Here is a 22,614-nt window from a genome sequence, read left to right as displayed (position 1 = left end):
TGTCGACCCCGCCGGCGCGGACCTGCATGCGCACCGGCGCGAACATCGCGCGGTCGCGGCCGGGGTAGCGCACGACCGCGTCGACCCGGGTCGAGCCGTTGGCCGACGGCGTGATCGAGCGCCGCACCAGCGGCGCGCCGGTCGTGGGATCGGCCCAGACGCGCCACGCGCCGGCGCTGCCGGCGTCGACGATCACCGGCACCGCGACCCGGTAGCCGAGCACGCGCCGATGGCCGACCAGCGGCACGATCACGGGCGCGCCGTCGGTGCGGGTGGTGACGTCGGCGACGGCGAGGCCGAGGTCGAGCGCGGTCGCCGGCCCGGCCAGCGCCGCGAGCTCGGTGGCCGGCTTGCCGTGGCGGGGCCAGCTGACGTCCACCTCGGGCAGGGCCTCCGAGCCGATCACGAACAGGCGGTCGTGCTTGAAGCGGAAGCTGACCTGGCCGCCGATCACCTCGAGGCCGCCGTAGAGCTGGACGAAGCCGATCGTGCGCATGTCGCCGTCGAGGTCGTTGGCGACCAGCACGAAGTCGGACGGCGCCGAGCTCGGCGCGAGGAGCGCGAGGTGATCGGCCAGCACCCGCCGCGCGGCGGCGGCGGCGATCGCCGGATCGGCGACGCTGCCCGGGACGTCGAGGCCGCGGCCCCAGATGCGCGACGGCACGCCGGTGGCGCGATCCCACGTGGCCTCGGTCAGCCCCGGCAGCGCGGTGACGAGCGTGGCCCAGGCGCGGCCGCGTCCGGACGGCACCGCCTGGTACGCGACGTCGACGTAGTCGCGCACCGGCTCGAGCGTGGCGGCGGCCGTGAGCACCTCGATCGGTCGAGCGTGACTGGCGCGGACCCGATCCGTGCTCGGCGTGGCGTGGGCCGAGGACGCGGCGAGCACCGCGATCAGCCCGAGTCGACGAAGCGGCATCCGCGTATCTTGGCCGAAATCCTCGCGCCGTGGGGGCGCCGTCGCGCTGACACACCCCGGCAGCGTGCGCGACCCGACATCGCAGCGTCGGGCGCCTACCCCGCGACGACGGCCAGCGCGTCGGTCCGGGCCGCTCGCACCGCGTGGGCCAGGTCCAGCTGGCCCCGGGCGCGCACCAGGTTGTGCGCCCGCCGCGACGGGAACAGCGCCGGATCCCAGCCGAAGTAGCGATCCTCGAACGCGTCGGTCGTGAACCGCGCGGCCAGCTCGACGCACACGGTCTCGAGCCCGACGACGACGCTGGCGCGCTCGGCCGCGGTCACGCGCGCGCCGACGACGTCGCGCCACGCCCCGACCGCCGCGGCGAAGATCGCCAGGTCGAACCCGACCGCGCCGGCGTCCTCGCCGCGCGGGTTGCACCACGACCGCATCGCGTCGCCCAGCTCGAACGCCATCGTCTGCAGGCCGAGGGTGTCGAGGTCGACCAGGCACACGCCGCGCGCGGGCGCGGCCGGCGTGAACAGCAGGTTGGAGATCTTGAGATCGCCGTGGGTGTGGCGCCGCGGCAGATCGGGCATCGGCGGCAGCGCGGTCGCCGCCGCCAGCACGTCGTGGCCGAGCCCGACGGCCTCGTCGCCGGCCGCCGGGAGCGCGGCGGCGCGATCGAGGTGGGCGCGCAGCCGCGCGAGGTGCGCGGCGGTGTCGTGGACGCCGGCGCGCGCGAACGCGTAGTCGTGCTCGAGCTCGGCGACCGCGCGGTGGAAGCGCCCGACCAGCTCGCCGCCGGCCTCCGCCACCGCCAGCGACGGCACCGCGTGGTGCGCGACGCCGTCGACCCAGGTCAGCGCGCGCCAGGTGAGCTCGGCGTCGGTCAGCCAGGCCGCGCCGTCAGTGGCAGTGCGGATCAGCCGCGGCGTGGCCAGCCCGCCCGCGGCCAGGTGCGCGGTGACGTGCTCGAGATCGAGGTTGACCTCGCCGGCGAAGATCGGATGCAGCCGCTGCACCACCGCGATCGGCGCGCCGCCCCGGCGCACCGCGAAGGTGGCGTTGATCAGGCCGCCGGTCAGCGGCGTGATCTGGTGGCGCTCGTCCCAGCCCCACGCGGCGCGCACCGTCGGCGGGACGGTCACTTGGTCGGTCCGACCGGCGGCACCAGCGGCCCCTTCGGCCCCAGCGGCCCCTTCGGCGGCGGCGGCGCGGTCGGCGCGGTCGGCGCGGTCGGCGCGGTCGGCGGCACCAGCTGCGCCTTCGGCGGCGGCGGCGCGGTCGGCGCGGTCGGCGGCGGCGCGATCGCCACCAGCTCGAGGTCGAACACCACCGGGCCGGCGGGGCGGCCGGGCTCGTGGTTGAACGCCAGCTCGACCGGCAGCCACGCGCGCGTCCGCTCGCCGACCGCCATGGTCTGGAGCACGTCGACCCAGCCGGGGATGAACTTCGCGACCGGCGCGTCGACCGGCACGCCCAGCGGGACCGAGCTGTCGAACAGCCGGCCGTCGAGGGTCCAGCCGCTGAAGTGCACCGCGACCCGATCGGTCGCCGTGGGCCGCGCGGCGCCGGCGCCGGCCTTGATCGTCTTGTAGCGGACGCCGTGGGCGGTCGTGCGGGCGTCGGCCGGCGGCGCGGCCAGCTCGGCCAGCGACGGCGGCGGCGGCGGCGGCGCCAGCGGCTTGAGGTCGGTCAGGTCGAGCTCGAAGCACAGCGTGCCGGGCGGCAGGCCCGGCAGGGTCTGATCGGCCAGCGCCGCCGGCAGCCACACCCGCCGTCGCTCGCCGAGCACCATCAGCGTCAGCGCCTCCTCGATGCCGCGCCACTCGCGGAAGCCGATCGTCGTGTTCGGGCGCTTGCGCACCTCGGACGAGTCGAACAGTCGGCCGGTCGCGTCCCAGGCGCTGTAGTGGTACGTCACCTGATCGAACGGGCGCGGGTGCGTGGTGCCCTTGCCGGGCCGCACGACCAGCGAGCGCAGGCCCGAGGCGGTCGCGACCGCCGTCGGCGGCGGCGCGGTCAGGTCGGGCGGCGTCGTCGGCGCCGGCTCGAAGCCGACCAGCTCGATCTCGTAGATCGTGGCCTCGGGCGTGCCCTCGGCCTTGCCGGGGTAGCTCAGCTCCGCCGGCACCCACACCATCGCGCGCTCGCCGATCTGCATCGTCTGCACCGCGGCGGCGAACCCCGGCGCCATCAGCGCCAGGCTCTTGGGCAGGGCGCGCTTGCGGGCGGTCGTGGTGATGAAGGTGTCGCCGTTGGGACGCCAGCCGGTGAACTCGAGCATCGCGGTGTCGTTGCGGCCGGGGCGGGCGCCGGTGCCGGGCTGCAGGCGCTTGATCAGCACGACCGCGGCCGGCGCCTCGGTGACGCCGCTCACGCGCTCGGCGTCGGCCGGCGGCGTCAGCGGCAGCGGCGGCTTGACCTGCGTCCGGGGCCCGGGGCCGGGCGCGGCGCCCGCGTCGACGGGGCCGGCGGCGGCCGCGCCCTGGGCCGGCGCGCGCTTGCGCTGGCACCCGGCCAGCGCCAGGGCCAGCGCCAGCGCTGTGATCGTGACGGCGCGGGCCGTGCTCACGCGGCGCTCCACGCGGCGCGGGTCAGGTTGCGGGCGCCGGTCGCGGTGACGACGACGTTGTCCTCGATGCGGACGCCGCCGAACGGCCGGAGCGCGGCGACGGCGTCCCAGTCGAGCAGGTCGCGGCGGTCGTCGGCGCGCAGCGGCTCGACCAGCGCGTCGATGATGTAGCAGCCGGGCTCGATCGTGAACACCTGGTCGGCCTCGATCACGCTGGTGTTGCGCAGGAAGCGGTTGTCGGGACGCGGCGGGCGCAGCCTCATGCCGACGTCGTGCACCTGCAGGCCGAGCGAGTGGCCCAGGCCGTGCGGGAACAGCGCGCGCGTGACGCCGCGCTCGACCAGCGCGTCGGCGCCGCCGCGGCCGATGCCGAGCTCGATCAGCGCGTCGGCCAGGAGCGCGTGGGCGCGGTCGTGCAACGCCTCGTAGGCGTCGCCGACGCGGAGCTCGGCGCAGAGCTGCTGCTGCAGGCGGTCGACCGCGCCGACCAGCCCGGCGAACAGCGCGGCGTCGGCGGTGGTGCCGCGGGCCCAGGTGCGGGTGATGTCGGACGCGTAGCCGAGGTAGCGGGCGCCGGCGTCGACCAGCAGCCCGTCGGGCGTGAGCGACCCGGCGGCGCCGTCGCCGGGGGCGCGCTTGTCGTACCGGGTGTGGTGCAGCACCGCGGCGTGGGGACCGCGCGCGACGATGTTCTGGTACGGCGTGTCGGTCTCGGACTGCGCGCTCGCGGCCAGGTAGGCCAGGTGGCACGTCAGCTCGCTGACCTCGTGCTCGGCGAACAGCCGCTCGACGTGGCGGTGGCCGCGCACCGCGCGCTCGGTCGCCTCGGCCAGGCACGCGATCTCGTACGCCGACTTGCGCGTGCGCAGCGCCTCGAGCGCGGCGACGACCTCGGGCGGGTTGGCCGCGACGCCGTCGAGCGCGGGCGCGCGGTCGCCGATCAGCGCGACCCGGCCCCGCGGCAGCGCGGCGGCGGCCGCGGCCAGGTCCGGGACCTCGATCACCGAAAAATGATCCCAGAACAACGCTGACTCGGCGGTCGGCGTCGACTCCCAGAAGTCGCCGGTGACCACCCGGATCAGGCGCGGCCGGTCGGCCGCGGTGATCACCACGAACGCGTCGGGCTCGGGCAACGGCAGCCAGTGCGCGAACGCCGGCGTGATCGCGATCGGCCAGGACTGGTCGTCGAACCGACATCGCGGGGCGGCCTGACCGGACGCCAGCACGATCGCGTCGAGGTGATGGTCGGCGAGGACGCGGTGGTAGGCCGCGGTGAGGGTCGCGAGGTGATCGCGATAGGGCGTGGTGAGGTCGAGCATGCGCGGGAGCTGACCCTACCTCCGGGGTGATGGCGCGTCGAGGGCCGGGCCTGCTACCGTCGTCGCGTGAGCGCGATCTCGGCAGCGGCCCGGCACCCTCGATGACCAGGCACGAGGACGGCATCGTCGAGTCGGTCGTGGTCGGCACCACCAGCGGGCTGACCGCGGTCGACCGCGCGCGCAGCGGCAGCGCCGGCGCGGTCCGGGTCGTGATCGTCGCGGCGGCTGGCAGCGCGATCGAGCACGTCGTCGCCACGATCGGGTACCGCGCGCTGGTGTGCGCGCCGACCGACGAGGACGTCGTGGCGCAGGTCGAGCGCATGGCGCCGCACGTCGTCCTGCTCGACGCGACCGCGACCGCCGCGGCCGCGGTGATGGTGCGGCTGGTCGAGCAGCGCGTCCACCCGCCGATCATCGCGATCGAGCGCGGCCCGGGGGCGCGCGTCGACGGCGATCGCTGGCTGGCCGCGGGCGCCGACGACCACCTGACGATCGAGCAGCTCAACCCGGCGATCGTGCGGCGCACGATCGAGTCGGCCATCGCCCGGGGCCGCGCGCGCGAGCTGCGGGCCCGGGTCGGCGAGCTCGACCGGCTCGGCGCGATCGCGACGCTCGCGGCCGGGGTGGCGCACGAGGTGAACAACCCCGCCGCCTACGTGCTGATGAACCTGACGACCTGCCGCGAGCACGTCGACGATCTCCGCCGCGACCTCGGCGACGAGGCCGCGGCCGACGGCACGCCCGCGCGGATCGGCGCGGTCCTCGACGAGATGACCGAGATGCTCGACGACAACATCCGCGGGCTCGAGCGGATCGTCGCGATCGTCGGCGCGCTGCGCGCGTTCGCGCGGCCCGATCCCGATCAGATCGAGCCGGTCGATCTGGTCGAGGTCTGCCGCGAGGCCCACGCGCTGGTGGTGAGCCAGCTCCGCCACCGCGCCCGGGTGGCGCTCGAGCTGGCGCCGGTGCCGGCGATCGACGCCGATCCGCGCAAGCTGGCGCAGGTCGTGATCAACCTGCTGGTCAACGCCGCCGACGCGATCCCGGCCGGCGAGCCCGACCACGAGATCGCGCTGCGGGTCGGCGCGCGCGACGGCTGGGTCGAGCTGGCCGTGGCCGACACCGGCCGGACGCTGTCGCCCGAGCAGCACGCGCGGGTGTTCGAGCCGTTCTACGCCGGCCGCGTCGGCGGCGCCGGGGGCCTGGGCCTGGCGACGGTGCGGTCGGTGGTCGAGCGGCTCGGCGGCAAGGTCGTCGTGATCAGCGGTCCCGCGACTGGCACCGAGTTCGTCGTCCGGCTGCCGGTGCGGACCGGGCCGGCCCCGGTCGCCACCACGGCGGTGGCCGTGTCGTCGGCGCGGCGCGCGCGGGTGCTGATCATCGATGACGAGGACGCGCTGACGCGGGCGATGCGGCGACAGCTGCGCGGCCACCACGACGTGACGATCGAGAACGACGCGACCGCGGCCATGGCGCGGCTGCTGCGCGAGGACCACGACGTGATCCTGTGCGACGTCATGATGCCGGGCACCGACGGGCTCGGCTTCCTCGAGGCGCTGCGGCGCGCGCGGCCCGAGCTGGTGCGTCGGCTGGTGCTGATGACCGCCGGCATCGCCGACCCGATCCGCGAGCTGGTGCTCGCGCGCGGCGGGCAGCTGATCGACAAGCCGATCCCGCTCGACGCGCTGCTGGACTTGATCGCGACCGTCCAGCGGCGCGCCTGATCGGCAGCGGGGCGCCGCCGAACCCGGACGGGGGTCGCCCGCCTGGCGGCCGCGGTCAGCGGGCCGAGGGCGCGAGCTGCTCGGGCGCGGCGGGCGGGCGGAGCTGGCCGGGGCTCAGGTAGCTGAGCCGGCGCATCGCGGCGTCCTGGATCCGGGTCGGCGTGATCGCGAGCACGCCGAGGACGAGCCGGCCGTACCAGGGCGCGACGTAGCGCGCGGCCGGGCGCCGGCGGCGGATGGCCTTGTGGATCGCGCGGGCCACGACCTCGGGGCCGACCGCGGTCGACTCCATCCGCTGGCGCAGCTGATCGGCGCGCGCGATCGCGGCGGCGTAGGCGCTGTCCTTGTACTGATCGACCGGGCCCATCGCGGTGTCGCCGAACTTGGTGTGGATCGCGCCGGGCTCGATCAGCACGACGTCGACGCCGAAGGCGCGCAGCTCGTAGCGGAGGGCGTCGGACAGCGACTCGAGCGCGTACTTGGTCGAGTTGTACGCGCCCATGAACGGGATCGTCATCTTGCCGCCCATGCTCGAGACGTTGACGATCCGGCCGCGGCCGCGGGCGCGCATCGCCGGCACGAACGCGCGCGTGACCGCCATCAGGCCGAACACGTTGGTGTCGTACTGGCGGCGCAGCTCGCTGTCGGAGATCTCGGTCAGCGGGCCGACCACGCCGAAGCCGGCGTTGTTGACCAGCACGTCGACGCCGTGGCCGTCGGTGAGCCGGTCGACCTCGGCCACCGCGGCGGCGATCGACGCGGCCGAGGTGACGTCGAGGACCGCGGTCGACAGGTTCGCGGGGCCGTCCTGGCGCAGGGCCTCGAGCTCGGCGACGCGCCGGCCGGTGGCGATCACGTGGTAGCCGGCGGCCGCGAGGTGCAGCGCGGTGGTGCGGCCGATGCCGGCGGTGGCGCCGGTGATGAGGACGACCTGGCGAGCGGCGGTGGCGGAGGACGACGAGCGGGCGAGCGAGGACGAGCGGGTCATGACGAGCTCCTGTTGGCGACGATGAGACAATGCGAAGTCGAGAGTGGGTGACTGGATGCGAATGAATGTTCATTCCGTCAATGGAAAAAACGAAATGATCCCGAGGGGATCGGTGCGATCCGGTCAGCTGCGGATGGCTTCCCAGACGCACTGCTCGGCGGTGCGCCAGGCGGCGTCGTCGAGCGTCAACTTGCACTCGCCCGCGAAGCGGACGAGGCCGATGAACGCGCCCATGACCACGCCGATGAGGATCATCGGGTCGCCGGCGCGGACCTCGCCGCGGCGCTGGGCCGCGGTCAGGAAGCCGATGCCGAAGTCGCGGATGCGGGCCTCGATCGCCAGGCTGTCGGCGTCGAGGTACGAGCGGTGGTTGTGCAGCTCGAGGAACGCGAACCCGAGCGGCTCGTCGGCGACGTACCGGGCCATCCGGTGCCACAGCGCGCGGAACTGCTCGCGCGCGACGGCGTCGACGGGGAAGTCGGCCAGCACGCGCGCCGTCAGGAGCTGCTTGTGCTGGCGGTACAGCTCGTTGACCATCGCCTCCTTCGAGGCGAAGTGCCGGTAGATCGTGCCCGCGCCCACGCCCGCGCGCTCGGCGATCTCGGGCACCGCGGTCCCGTGGAACCCGCGCGCGACGAACAGCTCGAGCGCCGCGGTCAGGATCGCCTCGCGCTTGTCGGCCCCACGCCCACGGGGCGCTGCGGTCGGGGCGGTCGGGGCGGTCGGACGATGGCTCATCAGGACAGGGAATGAATATTCATTCCTTCGGCGGAGTGCAAGCGAAAATGTGGATCCGGATCTGCGCGACCGGGCGCAAGACCAAATAAGTCCCACATTTCAGTGATATGTGACCCAGGAGCGCATCCCGTGGGGCTGACGAGGTTCGCGCGGTCTCTGGGGGGGGCCGGCTCAACGTCGGTCGCGAGGGCACAGCAGCATCCGTCTTCCGGACGATCGTTGTCGCTGCTGCGAGGCCGTGACGCTCGCACAGGGGGGCCCCGCACCGGTCGGCGAGATCCTGTCGATTCTTGAATCACCTTCGATCGACGCTCCATTCGAGGGCCCCACTTCCTGGAGGTCCATGCATGGCGAGGGAAGCCAGGCGATGGCCGGGGTTGGTCATCGCCAGGATGCCCGCGTGCGGGTCACCGGCGTCAGGCGACCGCCCTTGTCGACGACGGTGCCGGCGGCGCGACCGAGCGCCACAGGTGCGCGCATCGCGCGGCGGCGGCGCGGTCGGCATGCTCGCCGGCATGAGCCTGCCCACCGCCGTGGACCTGTCGCAGATCGTCCCCACGCCCCGCCGCTCGACCTGCCAGTACCGCGACCCGCTCGACGAGGTGTGGGTCAGAGCGGCCGAGCAAATGGGCTTGCGGGTGGTGCGCGCCGACGGGGCCTACGCCGACTATGACGGTCGCGGCACCCTGGCGATCGGCACCGCGCAGATCCTCGACCCCGACGACTGCGTCGCGCAGATCGTGTTCCACGAGGTGTGCCACTGGCTGGTCGAGGGGCGCGACAGCATGCACCAGCTCAACTGGGGGCTCGCAAACGACTCGCTGGCCGATCTCCGCCGCGAGAACGCCAGCCTGCGGGTGCAGGCGGCGCTCGCGACCCCGCACGGCCTGCGACGCTTCCTCGCCAACACGACCGATCACCGCGCGTACTACGACGCGCTGCCCGATGACCCACTCGCGCAGGATGACGACGACACCGTCGGCCTTGCCCGGACCGCCCTCGCGCGCGCGGCCGCGCCGCCGTGGGGTGCGCCGCTGGCGCAGGCGCTGGCCGCGACCGCGGCGATCGTCGCGGCGGTCTGGCCGACGGCGATCCAGCCATCGCTGTACGCGACGTTCGACGCCGCCTGAGGGCGCCGGCGCAGCGGCGGGACCCACGTCCGACTTGACCTTCGTCAGGTTGAGGCGGTCGAAGTGAACCATGACCAGGACGTGGTGGGTTGTGGCGATCGCGTGGTGCGACGCTGACGGTGTCGGCGTGGAGGCCGGCGTAGCATTGGGCCAATGCATCAGCGCTCGGTCGACGCGGCCCCGTGGCCAGTGATCATCCAGGGCGGCATGGGCGTGGGGGTGTCGGGCTGGCGGTTGGCCCGCGCGGTCGCCGAGCGCGGCCACCTCGGCGTGGTGTCCGGCGTGGGCTGCGAGACCTTGCTGGCGCGCCGGCTCCAGGACGGCGACCCTGACGGCGTGCTCCGCGACGCGATGGCGGCCTTCCCGATCGCCGGCGTCGCCGACGCGATGTTGCGCGGCTACTTCCGCCCCGAGGGGCGCATGGCCGACGCGCCCTATCGGCCGGTGCCGCTGTACCACCACGCGATGTCGATCACGCGCCAGCAGAAGCTGATGCTGGGGGCCTTCGTCGAGGTGTACCTGGCCAAGCGCGGCCACCGCGGCGCGGTCGGGATCAACCTCTTGACCAAGATCCAGCTGCCGACCCTGCCGACGCTGTACGGCGCGCTGCTCGCGGGCGTCGACTACGTGTTGATGGGGGCGGGGATCCCGCGCGAGATCCCTGGGGTGCTCGACGCGCTGGCCGAGCATCGGCGGTGCACGCTGCGGCTCGACGTCGAGCACGCGCCGGTGGGGCGCACCTACGAGCTGGCGTTCGATCCGGCCGCGCATTGGTCGGGCGAGCCGCCGCCGCTGGTGCGGCCGCGGTTCCTGGCGATCGTCGCGAGCCACGCGCTGGCGACCATGCTGGCGCGCAAGGCCACCGGGCGCGTCGACGGGTTCGTCGTCGAGGGGCCGACCGCCGGCGGTCACAACGCGCCGCCTCGCGGCGAGCTGCGCGTCGACGAGCGCGGCGAGCCGGTGTACGGGCCGCGCGACGAGGTCGACCTCGGCGTGCTGCGCCAGCTCGGGCTGCCGTTCTGGCTCGCCGGCGGCGCCGGTCACCCGGGGCGGTTGCGGGCGGCGCAGGCCGCGGGCGCAGCGGGGGTCCAGGTGGGGACGCTGTTCGCGCTGTGCGACGAGTCAGGCATCGCTCCGGCGCTCAAGCGCTCGCTGCTCGCCCATGCCGGCCGCGGCGAGGTCGCGATCCGCACCGATCCGCGGGTGTCGCCGACCGGCTACCCGTTCAAGATCGTCACCTGGCCCGAAGACCCGTCGCACGGCGTGGTGCGCGAGCGGATCTGCGACCTCGGCTACCTGCGCACCGCGTACGCGCGCGCCGACGGCAGCGTCGGCTATCGATGCCCGGGTGAGCCGATCGACGCGTACCTGGACAAGGGCGGGCGCCGCGAGGACACCGATGGGCGCCGCTGCCTGTGCAACGAGCTGACCGCCACCGTCGGGCTGGGGCAGCGGCGCGCCGGCGGCGCCGTCGAGCCGCCCCTGGTCACCAGCGGCGATGAGCTGAGCGCGCTGGCGGAGTTCCTCGGGGGACGAACGCAGTTCGGTGCTGGTGACGTGCTCACGTACCTGGGCGCCTGAGCCGCGCGCGCGCCGGCGGCGGCGCGGCGGCTCACCCCTGCTCGCCGCTTTTCCGTCGTGTCGACATCCGCGTGGCGGCCCATCGCCTCGCGGCTATCCGTCGAACCCAGCAACGTGACCGTCGCATGTCCGGCGGCTGCGCGCCGCGACCTCGCTTGATGGCGTTGACGGGCGTCATGTCGCGCGCGGGCAGCGGTGCGAAGCTCGGCGCGATGACCTCTTCGCCGGCCGAACTCGCGCAGCTGCGGGCGATCCTGACCACCCTGCCGCGTCGCCCGCGCCCCCCGGCGACCGGGGCCGCGCCGGCGGTCCCGTTCGACGCCCTGCCGCCGCTGACGCCTGAGCTGCGCGCCGGGATCGAGGCGGCGGCGCTGACGAGCAACGACCGCTACCTTGAGGCGTTCCTCGAGCCGCACTCGTTCTGTCCGTTCGCGCGCGGCGGGCGCCTGCGCGGCCAGACCCGCCGCATCGTCCACCTCGCCGAGCGCGCCGAGATCGAGCCGCTCCTCGCGATGTTCGAGGACGCCGCGCGCGACCCGGCCCACGCCGTCATCCAGGTGATCGTGCCGATGATCGAGGTCGCACCCGAGGCGTGGATCCGCTTCTGCCAGGATCTGACCGCCGCCGGGAATCAGGCCCGCGGCGAGGCCCAGGCGGTGTTCGCGGTCGCACCGCTCCACCCGGCGCTGCGCTACTCGTCGGCCAACCCGTACGCGCTCATCCCGCTGTTTCGGCGCACGCCCGATCCGACCATCCAGTGGGTCCGCCTCGACGCGCTGGCGCGGCTGTACGCCGGGCGCGGCAGCGACAAGGTCTACGTCGATCCCGAGGAGCTCGACGGATACCTGGCGCGGCCGCGCAAGAGCCCGCTGTTCGAGCGCATCGCCGAGACCAACCACGCGATGGCCACTCGGCTGGGGATCGACGAGGTCGAGCGCACCTTGCGCGACCTGGCCGACACCGCGCGGCGGCGCTACGCGCAGCTCTTGCTCGGCGCCGCGCCGCCCGGCCGCGCCGCCGCTGGCGGCTGCCGCCACCGCGCGCTGGCGACCGACGCCTCGCCGCCCCGCCCGGCGCTGTTCGGGCGCGACGGCCGCTGGGCGCTGGCCGCGCTCGACGACCTGCCGCCGCGCGCGCCCCGGCGCTTCCTCGCCGACGGGGTCGAGGTCGCGGTGGTGCGCGTCGACGACCGGGTCCACGTCCTCCATGGCCGCTGCCCGCACCGCAACGCGCCGCTGTCCGACGCCGTGGTCGAGACCGATCGCCTGGTGTGCCCCCACCACGGCTGGGACTTCCAGCTCGCGACCGGCCACAGCCAGGGCGTCCCCGGCGCGCAGGTGGCGCGGTTCGCGGCGTGGATCGACGACGGCTTGGTGTGGGTCGAGGGCCGCGAGCTCGCTGGCTTCCGCGCCGGCCACGCCGAGGTGTTCGAGCCGGGCGACGACGTGCTGTGACCGCGGTCGGGGGCACCACGCCGCGACGGCGCCGCCGCCGCCGCCACCGGTCAAGCGGCTCACGGCGAACGTCGACGGCTGCACCCTGCACGCGAGTCGCATCGGACGTCCGGCCGTCGGCGGCCGACGCAACGGGCGGCGGCGAGGCGCGGTCAACGTTCTCGAGAACCGGCCGACCCACGCATCACGCTCGTCCACGAAGGCGGATCGACTCATCCTGATGCGGCCGATCTGTCCCTCGCGTTCTCGTCACCGGGTGGCGCCCGCCGCTGTCGCCACCGTGCCCGGCCGGCACGGCGCCGGGCTCGCCGGGCGCTCGAGTTGCACGGCCGATGCTCGGTCGACCCCGCAGGTCGACGCGATCGAGGCGGGCGGCGGGCGGCGGGCGGCGGTGGGGGCCGCCGGCAGCGAGGCGGGTGCGATCCAGAGCCCGAAGCGGGTCCAGCGGCCTGTTTCGCGGCACGCGTGTTCGACCACTTGAATGATCTGCGCGACCGAATTCCTCGTCGGAATCGGCGGTCGGCTCAGGATCGGATCCGCCAGGCGCCGGCACCGCCTCGGCCGCTGACTACGGCACGCGGGCGGCGACGCCGGCCAGATCGTGGACCGTCGCCTGGCCGAGCGCGATCAGGTCGTTGGCCAGGGCCAGCAGCGGATCGTCGGCCGCGGGCGCGCGCCCGGCGCACGCGACCGCGAGCGCCTCCATTGTCGCCGCCGGCAGTGTCCGCCGCGCCAGCGGGTACAGCACCCGATCTTCCTTGGCGATGTGGTTGCGCAAGAGCGCGGCGAAGTCCATCGCGTCGCGCAGGTTGTCGGTGCGATCCTCGTCGGTCCACGGCGTCGGCTGGTCGGCGCGCCGACCGAGCGCCTCGGCCAGCGCCCGGCCGGCCTCGTGCTCGCCCAGCATGCAGGCGATCGGGCCGTGCTCGCGTGGCAGGCCGTGTCCGATCATCGCCTCGAATAGCAGGTCCTCTTCCTTGCCGTGGTGACGACGGTCGGCGTACTCGCGGATGACTTGAACGAACCGCGCCAGCGTCGGTCGACCATCGCCGCCGTGCCGCCAGGCGTCGGCCACCACCAAGAGCGCATCGAGCACGCGCTCGATCACCCGGTGCTCGGACATCAGCAGATCGATCGGGTCCATGGCTCCGAGGCTAGGCTTGACGGGCGCCGGCGGCTACGGCCCCGTCGTGGACAGGTCGTCGCAGGTCTGGTCGTCGCAGCCGCCGGGCCCTCCGATCCGACCTGCCGCTGCCCGCAGGGCCGACCGCCGGCTCAGCGACTTGCGAGGCGTGCCGCCATCGGGCAGCGTCGATCGATAGTCTTCCGTGCGCCCGACCCCGACCGGGTGGCGGCCGACGAGGCGGCCCGGCGCACAGCGGCTGAGGTGGCCGACCGCGCCGCGACGGGGCGGAGCGTCGCGAAGCCGTCGAGCGACAGTCCGCCGCGCGGGCGGCAGCGGCGGCGGCGCAGCCCGGGGCCCGAAGGCTGCGCGGCGCACGCCCGCCGCCCACGCGCGCCCATGGCTGGCGTCATGGCCCCCGAGTGATCGCGACGCCCCGACGGACGGGGCCGGGCGCGATCAGGTAGTCGCCGCCGGTCGCCAGCATCGCGCCATCAGCACCGACCCAGGCGCCGTGCAGATCGCCCAGGCTCGCGTCGCGCTCGTCGATCCAGGCGCCGCCGCCGCGCGGCCGCCGCAGCCGCACGCCCTGCGCGCCGACGACCAGCACCTCGTCAGGGCCACACGCGACGCCGGCGATCAGCGCCACTGCTGGCAGCGCGCGGTCCTCGGACCAGACCGCGCCGTCCCACCGCCACAGGTGGCTGCCGCCGACCGCGTAGGCCTCGCCGCGCCCGCACCCCGCGATCGTCAAGATGCCCGCGGCCGTCGGCTGATGGTACGGGTCGAAGTCGACCCCGTCCCAGTGCCACAGCGTGCCGGCCTCGCCGCTGATCCAGACGTCGTCGGCCCCGCTGCCCCACACCTTGAACAGCGCCGCGCCGCGCGCCGGCACCGCCCGCCGGGTCAGCGCGACGCCGTCCCAGTGCAGCACCAGGTCGTCGTCGGCGTCGGTCGCGCCGTTGGCGATCCCACCGACGATCCACACGTCGTCAGGGCCAGCGCCCCACACGCCGTACAGGGTCGCCGAGGTCGCGGTCGACACCACCGCGAAGCCGGCCTCGTCGCCTCGCAGCACCAGCCCGGCGGCGCCAATCAGCCAGCGCGTACCGTCACCAGCGCCCCACACCCACCACAGCTGCTCAGGCCGCTCGACCAGGACCGGGGTCGCGACGCCGGTCCAGCGGACCACCCGCGCGCCAGCGGCGCCTGGGCCGCCCCCGACGAGCCAGAGGTCGTCGGCGCGCTCACCCCACGCGGCCAGGAGCGGTCCCCCGTCGTCCGCGAGCGCCACCTCCCAGCGCGGAGGCTTCGAGTCACCGCACGCCGCCAGCGCGACCGCGCCGACCAGGGCCGCCGCGCGGTTCACAGCGACTCCAGGAAGCTGATCAGGTCGGCGAGTTCCTCGGGCGACAGCTGCGACGTACCGCCGTGAGTGTCGGGCTGGCCCCACCGCTGGTTGAAGCCGACCTCGTCCGACGCCAGCGCCGGGTGGCCGGGCGTCGCGAGCGCCTCGCGCAGGCTGCGCGCGCGGCCGTCGTGGAAGAACCGCGGCGCGCGATCCCAGATGCCGCGCAGCTGCGGGATGCCGAGGTGGATGCCCTCGGGGCCCTGCTCGGTGGCGCCGAGGCCGCCGACCGAGAAGGTGTTGCGGAAGCCCTCGGTGACCGTGTCGGCGATCGCGCCGGCGGGGTCGAGCGACGGCGTGATCACCGGTGGCACCCGCACCGGGACCCCGGCCGGGCTGAAGGCGGGCGCGATCGCGACGGTCGTCAGCGGCAGCGGATGACAGGTCGCGCACCCGACCTCGACCCGCTCGTACAGCGCGCGGCCGCGCGCCGTGGCTGCGAGGCTGAGCGCGCGGTTGGGGTTGGGCGGCAGCCGCGGCGCGGCCAGCAAGAACAGCCCGATCGCCCGGGTCACGCCGTCGAAGTCCAGCGCGATCGGCTCGGCCGTGCCGGCCAGGCGTAGGCTGTCACCGAAGGTCGTGCGCCGCCCGGTCAGGCGCTCGGCGGCGGCCAGCAAGAAGTCGTTGCGGGTCAGGTGCGGCGAGCCATAGCCGCGCGTCGCGCACTCGGGCGGTGGGTCGGTCGTGCAGTGCAGCACGTGCGCGCAGCCGGCGGTGCTCGGCTCGGCGAGGCAGGCGTTGACCGTCGGGTACCGCGACCAGATCAGCGGATCGAGCCCTTCGCAGCAGAAGTTCTCCTTGCGATTGAACTCGTTGAGCACCGGGAAGAAGTTGTTCTCGTCCATCGCCGCCTCGAGGAACCACGGCCGCGTGTCGAACGCGCCGCGGTAGGCCTGGACCTGGCGCGAGCCCCACAGCCGGTTGGTCTGCAGCGGCATCGCCACCACCCGGTCGAGGTTGCCGCCGTCGCGGTGGCAGCTGACGCACGCCTGATCGCCGTCGACGGTGAGCGGCGCGGTGACGTTGTTGAACAGCTCACCCAGCTCGACGTCGGTGGCCGGGAACGGGCCGCTGGCGACGTCGCCGACCACGAAGCCCGCCGGCGCCGCGGCGGGGTCGGGTGGCAGCGCCGTGGTCAGCACGGTGACGTCCTCGCCGAGCCGATCGACGACGTAGCTGGTAGCGCCGTCGGCGCTGGCGACCACGTCGATCGGCGCGTGGCCGGTGACGTACAGGCGGTCGCCGTCGGGCGCGGTCAGCGCGCCGGCGGCCAGGTCGAGGTCGAAGCGCTGCGCCTGGTTCGACGCCGCCATCACCACCACGAACCGCTGACGGCCGTCGCGCGGCGGGCCCAGCGCCGTCATCCGGGTCGGCAGCGCGCCGCCGACGATCCAGGTCGCGCGCGGCGGCAGCGCGTCGACGCGCTCGGGCGGCCAGGCCTCGGGCGCCGGGATCGCGGTGCCGCGATCGGGATGGTCGGGATCGACGTCGCGGTAGTCGCGGCAGCACAGCGTGTCGCTGGTGACCGTGCCGACCGGCGCGCGATCGGCGATGGCGTAGACCGACAGCTCGTTCTGCAGGTCCTGGAACATGACGTTGCCGGTGCCGTCGCCCGGCGCGCCATCGCCGTCGCCGTCGAGGCCCTCGGCCGGCGGGAAGCCGGTGCCGCGGCCGATGTGGCTGACCACCAGCCACGGCCCGATCACCAGCAGCCCCCCGACCGGCGAGCGCACGTCGATGCGCCCGAGCGGCGCGGCGTCGGCGGCGAGCTCGTCGACCGCCTGGCCGGCGACGGCGCCGACCCAGACGTGACCTGCGCCGTCGACCGCGAGGTGCTCGGGGTTGGTCGCGACCGGCGTGCCCATCGCCTCCCACGGCAAGCGCGCGGTGTAGTCGTCACCGACGATCGCGAACCGCCCGTCACTCGCGACCTCGAGGTCCCAGGTCACGACCGCGTCCTTCCAGCGGTTGGCCAGGTACGCGGTGCGGCCGTCGGGCGCGAAGGCGATCGCGGTCGTGTACCAGGGCACCGGGTGCTCGAGCACGACGCGCTCGGCGGCGGTGTCGATCACGCTGGCCCAGTTCGACAGCAGGTTCGCCACCACCAGGTAGCGTCCCCCTGGGTGCAGCGCGACCGCCACCGGCGCCCGACCGACCGCGACGGAGCGGCGCACCGCGCCCGCGGCGACGTCGACCACTGCAACGCGGTCACCGGGGCCGTCGTCGGTCCCTGGCAACGCGACGTACAGCGTGCGGCCGTCGCCGGTCAGGGCCGCGGCGCGCGGGCGATCGCGGTGCGGCTGCGGCGCGTACAGCGGATCGGCGGGCGTGAACGGGTTGGCGTCGGGGCTGAGCGAGCGGCGTGCCCACGGATCTGCCGGGGTCGCCGGCCCGGCGCAGGCGGCGACCAACGCCAGCGCGACTGCCGCCGCGCGCATCACAGCCCTCCGTCGGGCGCGCCGTCGCCGCCGTCGCAGACCGGCTGCCCGTCGGGCCCCTCGACACACGACGGATCGTAGCGCAGCACGGTGTGGCCGCCGGCGACGCAGCGCCGGCCGAGATGCAGCTCGAGCGTGACCCCATGATCGATCAACCCGGGCAGCGGATCGTCGTTGAAGAACACCTGCAGCGGCACGGTCTCGACGCCGCCGCCAGCGGCCGGGCCGAAGGCCGGCTGCACCGGCTGCGATCGCGGCGTCCCGCCGTCCAGCGTCACCAGCACGGCCGCGGTGATCGCGCCGGGATCGACGTCGAGCCGCGCCCGCACGTAGACGTAGCGGAAGCCCTGGAAGCCGAGCACCAGCTCGGCGCCGTCCGCGGCGTCGGCGATCGGGCGGTACCCGATCTCCGGCGCGCGGACCGACAGCAGCAGCCGATCGCCGCAGTCGAGATCGCCCCGGGCGTCGATGGTCGCCGACGACGGTCCAGGGCAGGCCGACATCGCGGCGAGGCAGGAGGCGAGGACAAGGGCGCGCATGGTGGACCTCACAGGGGGACGAGCACGGTCACGCTGCTGACGACGGCGTCGCGGCCGCGCTGGCGCAGATCGTCGCCCCAGCCGAACCGCAGCCACGCCGCGGCGGCGGTGGCCTGGGCCCCGCGCCACGGCAGGCGCACCTGGGCGGTGGCGCCGACGGTGAGCGTGTGCATCGCGCCCAGCACGTGGTCGCGGGTGCGCCACACCGGCGCGCCCAGGTCGCCGGCGTAGCTGGCGCGGTGGAAGCTGGCGCCGTCCTGCAGGTAGCCGCGCAGCTCGGCGCCCAGCAGCACGTCGTCGTCGTCGAGCGCGCGCACGACGCGCGCCGAGCCGGTGTGGCTGGTGATGCCCCAGGTGTCGCGCGCCAGCCGGTAGTCGACGTGCGCGAACCACGCCGGGGCCAGCGCCCGCCGCAGCCGCACCAGCGCCGCCACCGCGGCGCGGGTGGTGGGCACCGCCTCGGGCAGCGCGTAGGCCACCGCGCCGGCCATCGTGACCGGCACGAAGCGGTAGGGGTTGGCCTGGTAGCCGGTGGTGCGGACGCCCTCGACGACGAGGTCGAGGTAGCCGCGGCGATCGACGATCTGCGTGAAGCTCACGACGCCGCGGTGCTCGCGGCGGTCACGCGCGAACGTCGGATCGCCGGCCCGCCCGACCTGGTCGAAGCCGGCGGTGTAGCCGACCTCGAGCGTGGCGTTGCGGCGGGCCAGCTCGCCGCGCCAGCGCCCGCCGACCCGCAGCGAGGTGTAGTCGTGCTCGTCGGAGACGACCACCGTGGCGCCGACCTGCTGCTGCGCCGCCACCGGCACCGCCACCCCGCCGCCGCCCTCGAGCCGCCGCTCGGCGAACGCGTACGGCGACGCGCTCGACGTCACGTCGATCGACGCCGCGGTCACCGCGTCGATGACGACGTGGGCGTCGACCACCACGCCGCGCGGCAGCGTCGTCGTGGCCCGCGCGCTCGGGCTCCACACCGTCACGTGGTCGTCATCGGCGTAGACCCGCACCCCGGCCACGGCGGCCGGCGCGACCTCGGCCTGGGCCCGCGCCTCCGCGGCGGCCAGCGCCACCGCCGCCGCGATGATCAGTTGCAGCCGCATCCGCCTCCGCCGGCGCCCACCGCGCCCTCGCTCCCCTCGCGCACCTGGTAGACGTGGTCCTGCGCGGCCTGGGCGTCGGGCCACGGCGGCTGCGCCAGCGCCGGGTGCGCCAGCGTCTGCCGCTCGTGCGGCCGTACCCGCACGCAGCCGCCCAGCGTCAGCGTCGCCGCCACCAGCAGCGCCGCGGCCTTCACGGACCCTCCGGCAGGCGCAGGGTCGCGAGGTACGCGCGCAGCGCCTGGTAGTCGCGCTCGTCGGCGCCGGTGAACAGCGCGCCGGGGACGTGACCGCACCCGCCGGCCGGCACCGCCAGCGGCTTGCACAGCACCAGGCACGCGTCGATCGCCGTCCCGGCGTGCAGCGGATCGAGCGCGAAGCCGGCGACCGCGCGGGCGTTGGCGGCCAGCTCGTCCGCGGTGAGCGGCTCGTGGAGGAACTGCCGCTCGGGATCGGCGCGGCGCCGCCCCGGGCTGTACAGCGCGAACGCGCGGTCGGCGTCGGCGTGGCACGAGGCGTCGGCGCAGTGACGCTCGAGCACCGGCTCGGCCAGCGCCGCGAACAGGGCGGGGTCGCCCGCCGGCAGCGCGACCGGCGGCGGCGGCTCGAGCGCGCAGCCGGCCACGACGACGATCGCGAGCGCCCCCGCGGCTCGCGTCCCGGTCATGGCACCTCCACCCGCGGCGCTCGGTACACCGCGCCACCATCGATCCACCGGGCGAAGGCGGCGATTACGTCGGGGTCGAGCGGCGGCACCGGCGCGCCGGCCGGTGGGCAGCGGCCGGCGAGCGCTCGCGGCGCAGCCAGCTCCTTGCCGAGCAGCTTCTCCATCAGGTACGAACCGCGGGCGCTGGCGCCGCGCTCGTCGACGTAGCGCTTGCCACCGGTCGAGCCCGGCCCCCACGCCTGCAGCGCCTCGTAGGCGGCGTCGTAGTACGCGGTCGGCGTCGGCGTCAGGTCGAGGCCGCCGACCGGCGCCGCGCCAGCGTGGCATCCCACGACCGCGCACGACCGCGCGAGGCTCGGCGCCAGGTCACGCCCGAAGTCGAAGTCCTTGGCCCCGCCCTCGCCGAGCCGCACCGGCGGCAGCGGTCGCCGCGGATCGCCGCGCCGGTACGCCGCCTGGGTCACCGACGCCATCGTGATCGCGTCGGGCTCGATCGGCCCGAGCGCGTGGCCGGGATCGCCGTCGAGGGCGCCGTGGCAGCCGGCGCACAGGCGGGGGTAGTGCTCCGGCTGCGTGCCCTGCGGGAACGTCTCGCCACCCTGGACGTTGATCCACAACCGCGACGGCGCGCCGATCGCGAGCCCGTCGCCGTCGAGCACCTGCAGCTGGAGCGGCGTCCGCGCCGGCACCGCGGCCACGATCGAGCCGTCGGCGGCCAGGGCGTGCTGGTCGAGCGGCGTGCGCGGCAGGTGGACGCCGTTGCTCCACCACGTCGACGCCGGGTCGCCGTTGGCGATCTGCGCCGGATCCACCGCCGGGACGGCGTCCCAGGTCGGCCACGCCAGCAGCCGCACCGCGGCGGCGTCGGTGCGCATCGGGCGCGGGACCACCGGGGACAGCGCGCGGTTGATCGCCTCGTTGGCGGCGACGCCCGAGTGGCGCAGTAGCCCGGTCGCGGCGTCGTCCCAGGCGTCGGCGTGGGGATCGTCCTCGTCCGGGCGCGCCACCACGATCGCAGGTTGGTCGTCGGCCAGACCCGGGCTGTCGAACAACACCGTCGAGGGGCCCAGGCGCGGACCGCCGCGCGTGTCGACGATCGCGGTCAGGGTCAAGGCGGTATCGGGCGCTGCGGTCGGAGCGTCCAGGTCGATCGGCCCAGGGGCGTGCGCCACCACGAGGCCGCCGTCGGGCAGCGGTGCGGGATCGCGCCACAGGCCATCGAGGGGCGCGCCCGCCGCCCCGGCCTCGGGCGTCACCACCATCCACGCGTGGCGGAAGCCGTCGATCGTCACCACCTCGGTCGCGGCGTCGGGGCCGAACTGCCGCTCGACGACGGCCAGCCGCCCGCCCTGCCAGCGATCGTCGAAGCCGAGCAGCATCGCGACGTCGCGGCCGTCGGGCAGCTCGCGCAGTCCGAGCACCAGCGGCGCCGGCGCGGTCTGGCCGTGGTGTGGGTGGTACTCTGGCTGCAAGTGCGCGCCGCGATCGTGATCCGGCGGGAACCGGAACACCGCGCCGCGCGGCCCGGCCGCGAGTTGGCGGACGGTGGTGAACGCCAGCGAGCCGCGGAACTCACCCGTGGCGAGGAAGCTGGGCGTGAGCTCGGGGGTCGGCGTGAACGTCAGCCGCACCGGCTGGTCAGCGGCGTCGAGGCGGAACAGCTCGACGTCGGGCCGGCGTCCGGACTCGTCGCGGTGACCGGCGCGGGTCGAGGCGAAGTACAGGCGGTCGCCGGGCCCCCAGGTCGGCCATCGATCGTGGCTGCGGTTCGACGCGACGCACGGCGGGCTGGTGCGCTGGCGCGGCCCGGCGCCGTCGATGCCGATTTCCCACAGCGCGAAGCAGTCGTCGGCGCTGCGTCGCATCGCGAACGCCACCCGCCGGCCGTCGTGACTGACCGCCGGATCGCGGATCTCCGCCGGCCCGGCGTGGACCGCCGCGGTCAGGTTGACCGGCGACGCCCCAGGGGTCAGGCCCGGGTAGAACCACACGTCGGAGTCGGGCTGGTACGGGTCGAGATCGAGCGGCGTACGCGGCGCGATCGGCCCACGCACGAACACCACGCCCTGCACGTCGGCCGGCGCGCCCAGCGCCGAGCGCTCGGCCGCGGCCCACGCCAGGATCGCCTGGGCGCCGGGATCATCGAGCGGTGCCCGCCCGCCGACCGCCGGGAAGAAGCCGTCGTTGCCGCCGCGGTGGGGGATGCCGCCGGCGTCGAGGGGCAGCGCCTTGCGCAGCAGCCGGGAGCGCGCCGCGTCCCCGACCAGCGCGAGGTTGGCCCGCGCGCTGTGGTGGTTGGCGCGGATCTCGGCGACCGAGGACGCGCCCCCGGCGCCGTCCATCGGCGGGACCAGCGGCAGCCCGCCGAACTGCGCGGCGCCGTGGCAGCGGGCCAGCATGCAGCCGCGATCGCGCAGCACCGGCAGCACGGTGTCGGCGAACTGCGCCTGGAGCGGCGTCAGCGCGGCGCGTGGCGCGCCCTCGCCGCCCGCCGACTCGCCCTCGACCCACGCCCGCAGCGTCAGCCAGTCGTCGCTCGCGCGGCCGAGCGGGTGGCCACCCGCGTGGGCGACCCCACCCTCGGCGAGCGCCAGCGGCTTGCGCAGGAGCGTCGACCACGCCGCGCTCTCGACGGTGTTGATGCGCGCGAGCACGTTGGCGTAGGCGGCCTCGGGATCGCGGATGCGCCCTTGCGCGTCGACGTCGACGAAGAAGAACCGTCGGTCGATGACCTCGCCGGCGTCGATCGCGCCTGGCGCGACGCCGTGGCAGGCCGGAGCCAGGCAGCGGCGTTCGAGCACCGGCGCGGCCTCGTCGACGAACCGGTCCGGGCCCGACGCGGCCGGACACGCGGAGGTCACGCCGAGCAGGATCATCGAGACGAGGCGACGCACGCTCGAGCAACCTAGCGGTGCGACCGCGTCGCGACTTG

The 22,614-nt window shown here is 75.2% G+C and carries 16 protein-coding genes; 4 read left to right on the top strand and 12 right to left on the bottom strand.

Annotated features, from left to right (window positions below; all coding sequences use genetic code 11):
* Positions 1-1,014: 1,014 nt before the first annotated feature.
* From IPL61_35345 to pepQ, 3 genes are read right to left on the bottom strand one after another with little or no spacing between them, the layout of a single operon-like run.
* Positions 1,015-1,995 (bottom strand): aminoglycoside phosphotransferase family protein, encoded by a 981-nt coding sequence (locus IPL61_35345; GenBank protein MBK9036467.1) that lies wholly within the window; start codon positions 1,993-1,995, stop codon positions 1,015-1,017.
* 50 nt (positions 1,996-2,045) lie between these two features.
* Positions 2,046-3,476: an FKBP-type peptidyl-prolyl cis-trans isomerase gene (locus IPL61_35340; protein ID MBK9036466.1), complete on the bottom strand. Its 1,431-nt coding sequence runs from the start codon at positions 3,474-3,476 to the stop codon at positions 2,046-2,048.
* Positions 3,473-4,795, bottom strand: coding sequence for a Xaa-Pro dipeptidase (gene pepQ, locus IPL61_35335; protein ID MBK9036465.1), 1,323 nt, complete (start codon positions 4,793-4,795; stop codon positions 3,473-3,475). Before pepQ ends, IPL61_35340 begins: the two co-directional genes overlap by 4 nt.
* Before the next feature lie 101 nt (positions 4,796-4,896).
* Between pepQ and IPL61_35330 the strand changes: the two genes are divergently transcribed.
* Positions 4,897-6,519, top strand: a complete 1,623-nt coding sequence (locus IPL61_35330) for a response regulator (GenBank protein ID MBK9036464.1) — start codon at positions 4,897-4,899, stop codon at positions 6,517-6,519.
* Positions 6,520-6,574: 55 nt separating this feature from the next.
* On the opposite strand, the gene IPL61_35325 is transcribed toward IPL61_35330, so the two are convergent.
* Together IPL61_35325 and IPL61_35320 are read right to left on the bottom strand one after the other, a co-directional pair.
* Positions 6,575-7,507, bottom strand: coding sequence for an SDR family oxidoreductase (locus IPL61_35325; protein MBK9036463.1), 933 nt, complete (start codon positions 7,505-7,507; stop codon positions 6,575-6,577).
* A 123-nt stretch (positions 7,508-7,630) separates the two neighbouring features.
* Complete coding sequence (locus tag IPL61_35320; GenBank protein ID MBK9036462.1) at positions 7,631-8,245, bottom strand: TetR/AcrR family transcriptional regulator; 615 nt, start codon at positions 8,243-8,245, stop codon at positions 7,631-7,633.
* A gap of 470 nt (positions 8,246-8,715) precedes the next feature.
* Here IPL61_35320 and IPL61_35315 point away from each other — a divergent pair, with 470 nt between their 5' ends.
* The 3 genes from IPL61_35315 to IPL61_35305 all read left to right on the top strand — a co-directional run bounded on the left by IPL61_35315 (position 8,716) and on the right by IPL61_35305 (position 12,410).
* Positions 8,716-9,375, top strand: coding sequence for a hypothetical protein (locus IPL61_35315; GenBank protein ID MBK9036461.1), 660 nt, complete (start codon positions 8,716-8,718; stop codon positions 9,373-9,375).
* Between the two features lie 207 nt (positions 9,376-9,582).
* Positions 9,583-10,956 (top strand): nitronate monooxygenase, encoded by a 1,374-nt coding sequence (locus IPL61_35310; protein MBK9036460.1) that lies wholly within the window; start codon positions 9,583-9,585, stop codon positions 10,954-10,956.
* Positions 10,957-11,168: 212 nt separating this feature from the next.
* A complete protein-coding gene (locus tag IPL61_35305; GenBank protein ID MBK9036459.1) occupies positions 11,169-12,410 on the top strand; it encodes a Rieske 2Fe-2S domain-containing protein in 1,242 nt (413 codons plus the stop codon).
* A 568-nt stretch (positions 12,411-12,978) separates the two neighbouring features.
* Here IPL61_35305 and IPL61_35300 read toward each other — a convergent pair.
* The 7 genes from IPL61_35300 to IPL61_35270 all read right to left on the bottom strand — a co-directional run bounded on the left by IPL61_35300 (position 12,979) and on the right by IPL61_35270 (position 22,576).
* Entirely contained in the window at positions 12,979-13,554 is a 576-nt protein-coding gene (locus tag IPL61_35300; protein ID MBK9036458.1) for a hemerythrin domain-containing protein, read from the bottom strand.
* A 388-nt stretch (positions 13,555-13,942) separates the two neighbouring features.
* Positions 13,943-14,902, bottom strand: a complete 960-nt coding sequence (locus tag IPL61_35295) for a hypothetical protein (GenBank protein MBK9036457.1) — start codon at positions 14,900-14,902, stop codon at positions 13,943-13,945.
* The gene (locus IPL61_35290; GenBank protein MBK9036456.1) at positions 14,899-17,379 is read right to left on the bottom strand and encodes a hypothetical protein; all 2,481 of its coding nucleotides are present in this window, start codon (positions 17,377-17,379) and stop codon (positions 14,899-14,901) included. Before IPL61_35290 ends, IPL61_35295 begins: the two co-directional genes overlap by 4 nt.
* A complete protein-coding gene (locus tag IPL61_35285; protein ID MBK9036455.1) occupies positions 17,379-17,918 on the bottom strand; it encodes a hypothetical protein in 540 nt (179 codons plus the stop codon). The genes IPL61_35290 and IPL61_35285 overlap by 1 nt, the downstream gene beginning before the upstream one ends.
* Before the next feature lie 8 nt (positions 17,919-17,926).
* On the bottom strand, positions 17,927-19,018 hold the full coding sequence (locus IPL61_35280) for a DUF3570 domain-containing protein (protein MBK9036454.1): 1,092 nt from the start codon (positions 19,016-19,018) through the stop codon (positions 17,927-17,929).
* Entirely contained in the window at positions 19,003-19,722 is a 720-nt protein-coding gene (locus tag IPL61_35275; protein MBK9036453.1) for a DUF4266 domain-containing protein, read from the bottom strand. Before IPL61_35275 ends, IPL61_35280 begins: the two co-directional genes overlap by 16 nt.
* Positions 19,679-22,576: a PD40 domain-containing protein gene (locus tag IPL61_35270; protein MBK9036452.1), complete on the bottom strand. Its 2,898-nt coding sequence runs from the start codon at positions 22,574-22,576 to the stop codon at positions 19,679-19,681. The genes IPL61_35275 and IPL61_35270 overlap by 44 nt, the downstream gene beginning before the upstream one ends.
* Between the last annotated feature and the right edge of the window lie 38 nt (positions 22,577-22,614).

It is taken from the genome of Myxococcales bacterium, from assembly GCA_016717005.1.
GTDB lineage: Bacteria > Myxococcota_A > Polyangia > Haliangiales > Haliangiaceae > UBA2376.
Note: the sequence above shows the minus strand (reverse complement) of the source record. Positions and strands in the feature narration are given on the sequence as shown.

What these genes read in the sequence shown, in the direction of transcription:
- pepQ (MBK9036465.1), bottom strand. Translation starts at nt 4,795, where the DNA reads ATGCTCGACCTCACCACGCCCTATCGCGATCACCTCGCGACCCTCACC.
- IPL61_35330 (MBK9036464.1), top strand. Translation starts at nt 4,897, where the DNA reads ATGACCAGGCACGAGGACGGCATCGTCGAGTCGGTCGTGGTCGGCACC.
- IPL61_35325 (MBK9036463.1), bottom strand. Translation starts at nt 7,507, where the DNA reads ATGACCCGCTCGTCCTCGCTCGCCCGCTCGTCGTCCTCCGCCACCGCC.
- IPL61_35320 (MBK9036462.1), bottom strand. Translation starts at nt 8,245, where the DNA reads ATGAGCCATCGTCCGACCGCCCCGACCGCCCCGACCGCAGCGCCCCGT.
- IPL61_35310 (MBK9036460.1), top strand. Translation starts at nt 9,583, where the DNA reads ATGGGCGTGGGGGTGTCGGGCTGGCGGTTGGCCCGCGCGGTCGCCGAG.
- IPL61_35305 (MBK9036459.1), top strand. Translation starts at nt 11,169, where the DNA reads ATGACCTCTTCGCCGGCCGAACTCGCGCAGCTGCGGGCGATCCTGACC.
- IPL61_35300 (MBK9036458.1), bottom strand. Translation starts at nt 13,554, where the DNA reads ATGGACCCGATCGATCTGCTGATGTCCGAGCACCGGGTGATCGAGCGC.
- IPL61_35290 (MBK9036456.1), bottom strand. Translation starts at nt 17,379, where the DNA reads ATGCGCGCGGCGGCAGTCGCGCTGGCGTTGGTCGCCGCCTGCGCCGGG.
- IPL61_35285 (MBK9036455.1), bottom strand. Translation starts at nt 17,918, where the DNA reads ATGCGCGCCCTTGTCCTCGCCTCCTGCCTCGCCGCGATGTCGGCCTGC.
- IPL61_35280 (MBK9036454.1), bottom strand. Translation starts at nt 19,018, where the DNA reads ATGCGGCTGCAACTGATCATCGCGGCGGCGGTGGCGCTGGCCGCCGCG.
- IPL61_35275 (MBK9036453.1), bottom strand. Translation starts at nt 19,722, where the DNA reads ATGGTGGCGCGGTGTACCGAGCGCCGCGGGTGGAGGTGCCATGACCGG.